A 10,321-nucleotide genomic window follows, 5' to 3' on the forward strand; every position below is an offset into this window, starting at 1 on the left:
CGATGCCGACGCGCGGCCAGACGTCGAGCCCTGGCGATCCCTCAGGTCATCTCGGCCCGCTCATTTCCGCAACGGCTATTTCAAAGATAAGATGATCGGACCCGCAACCGGATCGGTCACGCCGAGACCGTTGCCGAGGTCTTCGAGCGTGTCGCGAAAAGAATTTAGAATGGAAATCATAGCTGGCCGAGCCTCGATGCACGCGTCCTTATCTTGCCACTCGGCGATAATGCAGTAGGAGCGGTCACCGGTTTTGATGATGTTGGCATGCAATAAACCCGGCCAAGTTGCTCCAATTGTCTTGTGAGCGTCCAAGAACTCTTGATCGCGCCCCGGCTTCACTCGAAAACGCACAGCATTGAAAGCGGTCACCGTCTTCTCCTAAAGCACTGAGACGCTAGAGGAAGCGCGCTTACGTGGGTCGCGCAAGTTGAAAGCGCATGCATTCAATTCCGCTTCGTGGCGGTCACAGGCCCATTGGCCTGCCTACTGGGTCTTTATCATCTTCGCCAGTTCATGGCGCAATTCCGGGCTATCGTGATGGCCATGCACCGCGACAGCGTGTTGTACCGCCGCTTCCAGAAGTTCCTTTTGAGTATCAGCTGAAATCGCGATCGTGCAGTTCATTTCACTTGGGTAATCTCGGCAATCCAAAAACATTCTACCCAAATCTGCCTCCGTCAATACGAGTATACTATTCGCCGTGCTGAACTACTCCCACTCACGATAATGCCCGCGTCTGCTCACTATGCCTGATTTATTCAAATGATGGCTCATGGCCGGCCAGCTTACGCGCCGCCTATAACGAGCGTGTCATTCGCCTTCGATCGTGGTCGCTTCGGCCACATTGGCGCAGCCATTATCGGAGCAGCCATTATCGAACATATCACACATCGAAGGGAGCGCCACGTCAGTTCCTGGACCCAAGGCCGACATGCATGTCGGCTTCTGCGCCGGTTTCCGAGGATCAGCAGACGTGGCGAACTGACGGGGGCCCGACCTAGCCCCGCCCGCGATAAGTTGCGACGCCCTGATCGGGAACCCAGAGTCCCTTCGGCAGCCGGCGGGTCAAGTTGCGTGCGCGAGCCGAGTTTGAATTTCGTTATGGCCGAGCTTGGAATGGCGGCCCCAGACGCCTGCAAAAATCCACTACACCGGACGCTAGAATTTCGTCCGCCTGCTTTGAATGATCCCACAATCGCACCGAGCCATCACAATGGCGAAGGATGAAGTTGCCATCGAGGTCTGCGCCAATAATCGAGACATCTTTCCCCCGCCACCACGGCGCCCTGAGAGGACGCCAATCATCACCGCGGATCAGGAAGGCAATCTTAAGTTCCCTGTCTGAGCTAATGGCAAAGGTCTTTTGCCGACCATCAGATCGGACCCGTTCAATCGCCTCGTTATCTCGCGTCATAGAGTGGTCCTATTAGCAAGGCCGCTTCGCGTCGCGAATCTTGGCTGCCTGACCTAGCCCCGCCCGCGATACGTCGCGACGCCCTGATCGGGAACCCAGACCCCCTTCGGCAGCCGGCCGGTCTGGAAGAACACATCGATCGGGATGCCGCCGCGCGGATACCAGTAGCCGCCGATGCGCAGCCATTTCGGCTTGATCTCGTCTGATATCCGCTTGCCGATCATGACCGTGCAGTCCTCATGGAAGGCGCCATGGTTGCGGAAGCTCGCGGCGAACAGTTTCAGCGATTTGGATTCCAGGAGCCAGCGGCCCGGCACATAGTCGATCACCAGATGCGCGAAATCCGGTTGGCCCGTCACCGGGCAGATTGAGGTGAATTCCGGCACCGTGAAGCGGACCAGATAATCGGTACCAGCCTGCGGATTGGGCACGCGGTCGAGCTGCGCCTTTTCCGGCGTGTCGGGCCATTCCACCGCACGGCCGAGTTGCAGGCCGGGGGAGGTCGTTGATTTGCTGGATTTCTTTGCCATTCGGGTCTCCGTGAGGTCTCATAGAGCATGATCCGGAAAAGTGGAAACCGGTTTTCCTGCAAATCAACCCCATGCAAAGAACGGCAATGCGGGGGACCGTGACCCGGCCTTTTCCCCCTCGATGCATTGCGGTAGAAGCACCGCCATCCGCCCCCCTCACTGCCCATAAGAGGTTCTCATGACTGACATCGTCGACATCATCGGCCGCGAAATCCTGGATAGCCGCGGCAACCCCACGGTCGAGGTCGATGTGGTGCTGGAGGATGGGTCGATCGGTCGCGCGGCGGTGCCGTCGGGCGCCTCCACCGGCGCCCATGAGGCGGTGGAACTGCGCGATGGCGACAAGTCGCGCTATCTCGGCAAGGGCGTCGAGAAGGCGGTCGCCGCCGTCAACGGTGAGATCTTCGAGGCGCTCGCCGATCAGCCGGTCGAGGAGCAGGTCGCGATCGACCAGATCATGATCGAGCTCGACGGCACGCCGAACAAGAGCAGGCTGGGCGCCAACGCCATCCTCGGCGTCTCGCTGGCCTGCGCCAAGGCCGCCGCCGAATCCTTCGACATGCCGCTGTATCGCTATGTCGGCGGCACCTCGGCGCGGACGCTGCCGGTGCCGATGATGAACATCATCAATGGCGGCGTGCATGCCGACAATCCGATCGACTTCCAGGAATTCATGATCCTGCCGGTCGGCGCCACCTCGTTCGCCGAGGCGCTGCGTTGCGGTTCGGAGATCTTCCACACGCTGCGCGGCGAATTGAAGAAAGCCGGTCACAACACCAATGTCGGCGACGAGGGCGGCTTCGCGCCGAACCTGCCGTCGGCCGACGCCGCGCTCGAGTTCGTCATGAACGCGATCGGCAAGGCCGGCTACAAGGCGGGTGACGACGTCGTGCTCGGCCTCGACTGCGCCTCCACCGAATTCTTCAAGGAAGGCGCCTACGTCTACGGCGGCGAGAACAAGACCCGCTCGCGTTCGGAGCAGGTAAAGTACCTCGCCGATCTCGTCGGCCGCTATCCGATCGTCACCATCGAGGACGGCATGTCGGAGGACGACATGGACGGCTGGAAGGAGCTGACGGATGCGATCGGCAAGAAATGCCAGCTGGTCGGCGACGATTTGTTCGTCACCAACGTCACCCGGCTCGCCGACGGCATCAAGAACGGCCGCGGCAATTCGATCCTGGTCAAGGTCAACCAGATCGGCACGCTGACCGAGACGCTGGCGGCGATCGAGATGGCCTACAAGGCCGGCTACACCGCCGTGATGTCGCACCGCTCCGGCGAGACCGAGGACTCCACCATCTCCGATCTCGCGGTCGCCACCAATTGCGGGCAGATCAAGACCGGCTCGCTGGCGCGTTCCGACCGCACCGCCAAGTACAACCAGCTGCTGCGCATCGAACAGCAGCTCGGCACGCAGGCGAAATACGCCGGCAGGGCGGCCTTGAAGGCACTGGCGTAACGCCCCAACTGATCGGGACTGAACAAACGCAAAAAAGGGAGGTCGGGATGAGCGACGGCAAGAGCGGTCTGCAACTGCGTTCGCTGCTCAAGAAGAATGGCGAGCTGGAATTGTCGCTGGTCAATGTCCCGACCCCCGAGCCCGGACCCGACGAGGTCGTGGTCCGGGTCGAGGCGACCCCGATCAATCCGTCCGACCTCGGTCTCTTGGTCGGCCCGGCCGACATGTCGGCCGCAAAGGTCTCCGGCAGCAAGGACTTGCCTGTCGTGACCGCGCGCGTGCCGGACGCGGCGTTGGCCGGCATGGCCGCGCGGCTCGACGAGTCGATGCCGGTCGGCAATGAAGGTGCCGGCGTCGTGATCAGGACCGGTTCGTCGGACGCCGCGAAAGCGCTGATGGGCCGGACGGTCGCGATGATCGGTGGTGCGATGTATGCACAATACCGTACGTTGCGGGTCAACGAATGCCTGCCGCTGCCCGAGGGCATCACACCGGCGGAAGGCGCCTCCTGCTTCGTCAATCCGCTGACCGCGCTCGGCATGACCGAGACGATGCGGCGCGAGGGACACAAGGCGCTGGTGCACACCGCGGCGGCGTCCAACCTCGGCCAGATGCTCAACAAGATCTGCCTCAAGGACGGCATCGGCCTCGTCAACATCGTGCGCAACGAGGAGCAGGCCGGCATCCTGCACAAGATCGGCGCCAGGCATGTCGTCGATTCCAGCGCGCCCGATTTCATGGACAAGCTGACCAACGCGCTGGTCGAGACGGGCGCGACCATTGCCTTCGATGCGATCGGCGGCGGCAAGCTCGCGGGCCAGATCCTGGTCGCGATGGAGACCGCGATCAACAAGACCGCCAAGGCCTATAGCCGTTACGGCTCGAATGTGCACAAGCAGGTCTACGTCTACGGCAGCCTCGACAACCGCTCGATCGAGCTGCCGCGCGGCTTCGGCATGGCGTGGGGCGTCGGCGGCTGGCTGCTGTTCCCGTTCCTGATGAAGATCGGTCCGGAGGCGGGCAACAAGCTGCGCCAGCGCGTAGTGGCCGAGTTGAAGACGACCTTCGCGAGCCACTACACCAAGGTGGTCTCGTTGCAGGAGACCTTGCAGCTCGACAACATCGCCGTCTACGGCAAGCGTGCGACCGGAGAAAAATTCCTGATCAACCCGAACAAGGGCGCGTAACCGCGCGGCCACTTCGCTCGAAAGCGCTCTATTCGCGCTCGAATGCCAGCTTCCTGGAGCGCTTGTGACGCTCCAGGGCATGGCGGATCAGGACATCCATCAGCTCGGATTGCGGCAGGCCGCTGGCCTCCCATAGCCGCGGATACATGCTGATGTTGGTGAAGCCGGGCAGGGTGTTCGCCTCATTGACGAACGCCTGCTCGCCATGGAGGAAGAAGTCGATCCGTGCCATGCCTTCGCAGCCGAGCACGCCGAACGTCTTGATCGCGAGCTCCCGGATGCGATCGGCGACGGCCGTGGGGACGTTCGCGGGCACCTGAAGCCGCGCGCCATCCGCATCGAGATATTTCGCGTCGTAGGAGTAGAAGCCGTGCTTGTCGGAGGGAACGATCTCTCCGAGCTGCGAGGCGCGGATGCGGCCTGCGGCATCCTCGAGCACGGAGCACTCGACCTCGCGGATCGGCGCGACGCAGCGCTCGATCAGGATTTTGGTGTCGAAGCGGAACGCCAATCTGCAACCGGCCTCGAACTCCTCTGCGGTGCGCGCCTTAGACACGCCGACCGACGATCCCATGTTGGCGGGCTTGACGAAGACCTCCGGCGATCCGAGCGCGCCGACGGCGTCGTCATAGCTGATGGGTGCTGCGGTCGACATCGCGACAAAGGGGACGATCGGCAATCCTGCCTCGCGCATCAGCCGCTTGGCGACGTCCTTGTCCATTCCGGCCGCCGAGCCCATCACGCGCGAGCCGACATAAGCCACGTCGGACAGCTCCATCGCGCCCTGCACCGTGCCGTCCTCGCCGTTCGGGCCATGCAGGACCGGGAAGACGACATCGAACGCCGGCAATTCCGCTGGCGCCGCCGGCGGTCCCTGAAGCACCACGACGCGGCCCTGCCCGCCAGGCAGCAAAGCGAGTTGCGGTGCCTGGTCCGGAATGATCAGCGCGCCGCTGCCGGTGCCGGCGCCGTTTCCCGCATCGGTGACAACCCAGCGGCCGTCGCGGGTGACGCCGATCGCCGTGGCGTCATAGCGATCCGGGTCGAGCGAGCGAAGCACATTGGCGGCCGACGCCCGCGAGACGTCATGTTCGGCCGATCGCCCGCCGAACAGGATTGCAATCCGGATCTTGCGCTCTGCCATCAGCTGCTCTTCGGTCGGCTCGATGCTGCGTGGAATCGGTGCAGTATGTTTCGAGGAACGTGTCGACAATTTGCCGCCGGTAGCGCCCGACGCAGCTTTCGGGCGGAATGGCGTTCTCCCCGCGGCGAGCTGACAGCGCCTGAGCAGTGGGCCTCAGGGCCGTTCGTCCAAAATTCGCGAACGCTGCGTTTCCGGAATTAGACGTTCCATGCACTTGCATCTTTCTTGGCGTGCCGGTAGGTGAAGTGCACCAGTCTTACGCGCAACCCGAGGGGAATTTTGCAATGGCCTATAACATCGTCACCATTGTCGGCAGCATCCGCAAGCAGAGCTTCTCGCTCAAGATCGCCAATGCGCTGGCCAAGCTCGCGCCGGCCTCGCTGAAGCTCGATGTGACGACCCTCGAGGGCATTTCCTTCTTCAACCAGGACCTCGAGGCGGCGCCGCCGGCGGACTGGCTGGCCTTTCGCGAGAAGCTGCAGAAGTCGAACGGCGTGCTGTTCGTGACCCCCGAATACAACCGCTCGGTTCCGGGCGTGCTGAAGAACGCGATCGACGTCGCCTCGCGGCCCTATGGCAAGAGTTCATTCATCGGCAAGCCGGTCGGCATCATCTCCAACTCGCCGGGTCCGCTCGGCGGCGTCAGCGCGGCGAAGCACCTGCAGAACATCCTGCCGGGCATTTCCGGCCCGATCCTCGGTCAGCCGGAAACCTATCTCAACGGCGTCGGCGATGCCTTCGACGACAAGGGCGAACTGACCAAGGAAGCGCTCAAGACGGTGTTGCAGCAGTACCTCGCCGCCTTCGCCGCCTTCGTCGAAAAGCAGAACGGCTGACCCGGCGCCCCGTTCCGATGGATCGGAGCGGGGCTCCAGGCTTGTTGTTTTGACGGGTTTCTGCGCGCGAATCGCTATCCATCCCGGATCAAGTCCGGGACAGGCTTCGCTCGAAAACGCTCTGGTTTAGCACTCCGTTAACCGCATGGCCGCATCTTCGCGGCCATGGTTTCCCGCACACGCCTCAAATCGATTCTGACCGGGCTCGCCCTCTACACGCTGGCGGCGCTGATGGTCGGCTATTTCGGCGTCAACGCCTATACCGGCAAATACGGCCTGAACGCGCGGCAGGAGCTCGACCAGGAAATTATCGCGCTGACTTCGGAGCTGGCGCGGCTGAAGAAGGAACGAGCCGAGGGCGAGCAGCGGGTGTCGCTGCTGCGGTCGGACCGGGTCGACCCTGATATGCTGGACGAGCGTGCGCGCTTTCAGCTCGACTACGCCAATCCGCGCGATCTGGTTCGGATCAACAAGGCGAACTGACACCGGCAGTGATTTTTGGACAGCGCTTGTCCGAAATTAACTCGCGCCCGTTCTTCAAATTTCAAAATTGATCGATCAACATCACAAAAATGTCGCGCCGCGTTGCAGTGCGGCATAGCAAAATTCCATCCGGCGAATGCAATCCTTCCAAGGTGATTTGAGTTGGGTTAGAGAGGGTTCTTCGACTTCTCTCACCCGGAATTGCCATGGCCACACCCAAGAAAACCGTCGCAAAAGAATCAGGGCAGGAGAAGGCGGGCTCTCCTCCCGAATTCAGCAGGGAGCAGGAGCTCAAGGCACTGCGGGACATGCTGCTGATCCGGCGCTTCGAGGAGAAGGCCGGTCAGCTCTACGGCATGGGTGCGATCGGCGGTTTCTGCCATCTCTATATCGGCCAGGAAGCGGTCGTGGTCGGCATGCAGATGGCGCTGAAGCAGGGCGACGAGGTCATAACCGGCTACCGCGACCACGGCCACATGCTGGCCTGCGGGATGGAATCCCGCGGCGTGATGGCCGAACTGACCGGCCGGCGCGGCGGCTATTCCCGCGGCAAGGGCGGCTCCATGCACATGTTCAGCAAGGAGAAGCATTTCTACGGCGGTCACGGAATCGTGGGCGCGCAGGTGTCGCTCGGCACCGGCCTGGCGTTCGCCAATCGCTATCGCGGCAACGATAACGTCAGCGTGACCTATTTCGGCGACGGCGCGGCGAACCAGGGCCAGGTCTACGAGAGCTTCAACATGGCAGAGCTGTGGAAGCTGCCGGTGATCTACGTGATCGAGAACAATCGGTATGCGATGGGCACCTCGGTGTCGCGCGCGTCGGCCCAGCAGGACTTCTCCAAGCGCGGCGTCTCCTTCAACATTCCAGGCAAGCAGGTCGACGGCATGGACGTGCGCGCAGTCAAGGCCGCCGCCGATGAGGCCACGGCCTGGTGCCGCGGCGGCAACGGTCCGATCATCCTGGAGATGCAGACCTATCGTTACCGCGGTCACTCGATGTCCGATCCCGCGAAGTACCGGACGCGTGAGGAAGTCGAAAAGGTTCGCCACGACCAGGACCCGATCGAGCAGGTGCGCAACCGATTGCTGGCCGACGGCGTGAGCGAGCAGGACCTCAAGGCGATCGACGCCGAAGTGCGCGAGATCGTCAACGAAGCCGCCGACTTCGCGCAGCACGATCCGGAGCCCGATGCGGCCGAGCTCTACACCGACATCTACCGCTGACCCCACCCGCGCAGACGAATTTCAAGACCGATTTCGGGAGCCGATATGCCCATTCAAGTGCTGATGCCTGCGCTGTCGCCCACCATGGAGAAGGGCAACCTCGCCAAATGGCTGAAAAAGGAAGGCGAGACCATCAAGTCCGGTGACGTCATCGCCGAGATCGAGACCGACAAGGCGACGATGGAGGTCGAGGCAACCGACGAGGGCACGCTCGGCAAGATCCTGATTCCGGAAGGCACCGCCGACGTCCTTGTCAACACGCCGATCGCGACCATCCTTGCCGACGGCGAAAGCGCCGCCGACCTTGCCAAGGTGCCCGCCGCGCCGGCGCCGAAGGCTGCCGAGGCCAAGGGAGATGCAAAGGCGGAAGCGCCGCAGCCCGCGGCGAAGGTGCCGGCCGCACCGGTCAGCGAAGCGCTGCCCGATCCGGAAATCCCTGCGGGCACCGAGATGGTCACGCAGACCATTCGTGAGGCGCTGCGCGATGCGATGGCCGAGGAGATGCGCCGCGACGGCGACGTCTTCATCATGGGCGAGGAGGTCGCCGAGTATCAGGGCGCCTACAAGGTGACGCAGGGCCTGTTGCAGGAGTTCGGCGCCCGGCGCGTGATCGATACGCCGATCACCGAGCACGGCTTTGCCGGCGTCGGCGTCGGCGCGGCGATGGCCGGGCTGAAGCCGATCGTCGAGTTCATGACCTGGAATTTCGCGATGCAGGCGATCGACCAGATCATCAACTCCGCGGCCAAGACGCTCTATATGTCGGGCGGCCAGATGGGCTGCTCGATCGTGTTCCGCGGCCCGAACGGTGCCGCGCGCGCGTCGCCGCCCAGCACAGCCAGGACTACGCCGCCTGGTACTCGCAGGTGCCGGGCCTGAAGGTGGTCGCGCCGTATTCGGCCTCCGACTACAAGGGCCTGCTCAAGGCCGCGATCCGCGATCCCAATCCGGTGGTGTTCCTCGAGAACGAGATGCTGTACGGCCACACCGGCGAGATACCGAAGCTCGACGATTTCGTGGTGCCGATCGGCAAGGCGCGCATTGCGCGGGCCGGCAAGGACGTCACCATCGTCTCCTGGGCGATGGGCATGTCTTATGCGCTGAAGGCTGCCGACGAGCTCGCCAAGGAGGGCGTCGAGGCCGAAGTGATCGATCTCCGCACCATCCGTCCGATGGATACCGAGACCATCATCAACTCGGTGAAGAAGACCGGCCGTGCGGTCACGGTGGAGGAGGGCTGGCAGCAGAGCGGTGTCGGCTCCGAGGTCGCGGCGCGCATCATGGAGCACGCCTTCGACTATCTCGATGCGCCGGTTGCGCGCGTCTCGGGCAAGGACGTGCCGATGCCTTACGCGGCCAACCTCGAAAAGCTCGCTCTGCCCTCCGTCGCCGAGGTGGTCGCAGCCGCCAAGGCCGTGTCCTACCGGTAACGCCGATGGCCGGTCCCAAGGAGCAGCCGCTGCCGCCTGACGTGATGGGCCGCGACGACGCCATCGAGGTGCTGCGCGCCTTTGTCGTCGACGGCGGCCTGTCGATCGCGTTCCAGCGCGCCTTCGAGGAGCCGGACATGTGGGGGCTGATGCTCGTCGACATCGCCCGTCACGCTGCGCGTGCCTATTCGCGCGAGAGCGAATACACCGAAGACGAGGCGCTCGCGCGCATCGTCGAGATGTTCGAAGCCGAAATCGCCCGGCCGACCGACATGGGCCAAACCAAACCGCGGTCGCAACAAGGTCACTGACAATGCCGATCAATATTCTCATGCCCGCGCTGTCGCCGACGATGGAAAAGGGCAACCTCGCCAAGTGGCTCAAGAAAGAGGGCGACAAGGTCAAGTCCGGCGACGTGATCGCGGAGATCGAGACCGACAAGGCGACGATGGAAGTCGAGGCGGTCGATGAAGGCACGATCGCCAGGATCCTGGTGCCCGAGGGCACGCAGGACGTGCCGGTCAACGACGTCATCGCGGTCATGGCCGGCGACGGCGAGGATGTGAAGGCGGCAGCCAGCGCCGGAGCGGGCGCGGCACCGGCGGC

General features: G+C 63.1%; 11 protein-coding genes and 1 pseudogene. 8 read left to right on the forward strand and 4 right to left on the reverse strand.

Annotated elements, in window-relative coordinates:
- Window positions 1-75 precede the first annotated feature (75 nt).
- From H8A95_RS16315 to queF, 3 genes are all read right to left on the reverse strand, one after another.
- A complete protein-coding gene (locus H8A95_RS16315; RefSeq protein ID WP_229184045.1) occupies window positions 76-372 on the reverse strand; it encodes an antibiotic biosynthesis monooxygenase in 297 nt (98 codons plus the stop codon).
- 114 nt (window positions 373-486) lie between these two features.
- Window positions 487-660 (reverse strand): DUF1059 domain-containing protein, encoded by a 174-nt coding sequence (locus H8A95_RS16320; protein ID WP_456763291.1) that lies wholly within the window; start codon window positions 658-660, stop codon window positions 487-489.
- A gap of 810 nt (window positions 661-1,470) precedes the next feature.
- Window positions 1,471-1,947, reverse strand: a complete 477-nt coding sequence (queF, locus tag H8A95_RS16325; RefSeq protein WP_229184046.1) for a preQ(1) synthase — start codon at window positions 1,945-1,947, stop codon at window positions 1,471-1,473.
- Between the two features lie 178 nt (window positions 1,948-2,125).
- On the opposite strand from queF, the gene eno reads away from it, so the two are divergent.
- Window positions 2,126-3,409, forward strand: a complete 1,284-nt coding sequence (eno, locus tag H8A95_RS16330) for a phosphopyruvate hydratase (protein ID WP_229184047.1) — start codon at window positions 2,126-2,128, stop codon at window positions 3,407-3,409.
- Window positions 3,410-3,456: 47 nt separating this feature from the next.
- Window positions 3,457-4,596 (forward strand): zinc-binding dehydrogenase, encoded by a 1,140-nt coding sequence (locus H8A95_RS16335; protein ID WP_229184048.1) that lies wholly within the window; start codon window positions 3,457-3,459, stop codon window positions 4,594-4,596.
- Window positions 4,597-4,624: 28 nt separating this feature from the next.
- On the opposite strand, the gene H8A95_RS16340 is transcribed toward H8A95_RS16335, so the two are convergent.
- Window positions 4,625-5,740 carry a D-alanine--D-alanine ligase family protein gene (locus H8A95_RS16340; protein ID WP_229184049.1) on the reverse strand — a complete coding sequence of 372 codons (1,116 nt, stop codon included), beginning with the start codon at window positions 5,738-5,740 and terminating at the stop codon, window positions 4,625-4,627.
- Between the two features lie 284 nt (window positions 5,741-6,024).
- On the opposite strand from H8A95_RS16340, the gene H8A95_RS16345 reads away from it, so the two are divergent.
- The 6 genes and pseudogenes from H8A95_RS16345 to H8A95_RS16370 form a co-directional block, all read left to right on the forward strand.
- On the forward strand, window positions 6,025-6,576 hold the full coding sequence (locus tag H8A95_RS16345; RefSeq protein ID WP_229184050.1) for an NADPH-dependent FMN reductase: 552 nt from the start codon (window positions 6,025-6,027) through the stop codon (window positions 6,574-6,576).
- 165 nt (window positions 6,577-6,741) lie between these two features.
- Entirely contained in the window at window positions 6,742-7,059 is a 318-nt protein-coding gene (locus H8A95_RS16350; RefSeq protein ID WP_092114550.1) for an FtsB family cell division protein, read from the forward strand.
- Between the two features lie 206 nt (window positions 7,060-7,265).
- Window positions 7,266-8,285 (forward strand): pyruvate dehydrogenase (acetyl-transferring) E1 component subunit alpha, encoded by a 1,020-nt coding sequence (gene pdhA, locus H8A95_RS16355; protein ID WP_229184051.1) that lies wholly within the window; start codon window positions 7,266-7,268, stop codon window positions 8,283-8,285.
- A 45-nt stretch (window positions 8,286-8,330) separates the two neighbouring features.
- Window positions 8,331-9,715, forward strand: a pseudogene (locus tag H8A95_RS16360) (pyruvate dehydrogenase complex E1 component subunit beta).
- A 5-nt stretch (window positions 9,716-9,720) separates the two neighbouring features.
- Complete coding sequence (locus tag H8A95_RS16365) at window positions 9,721-10,026, forward strand: DUF5076 domain-containing protein (RefSeq protein ID WP_024583574.1); 306 nt, start codon at window positions 9,721-9,723, stop codon at window positions 10,024-10,026.
- A 2-nt stretch (window positions 10,027-10,028) separates the two neighbouring features.
- Window positions 10,029-10,321 (forward strand): biotin/lipoyl-containing protein (locus H8A95_RS16370; RefSeq protein ID WP_229184052.1); only part of this gene is annotated, 293 nt, incomplete at its 3' end.

Source organism: Bradyrhizobium oropedii (assembly GCF_020889685.1).
Classification (GTDB): Bacteria; Pseudomonadota; Alphaproteobacteria; order Rhizobiales; family Xanthobacteraceae; genus Bradyrhizobium; species Bradyrhizobium oropedii.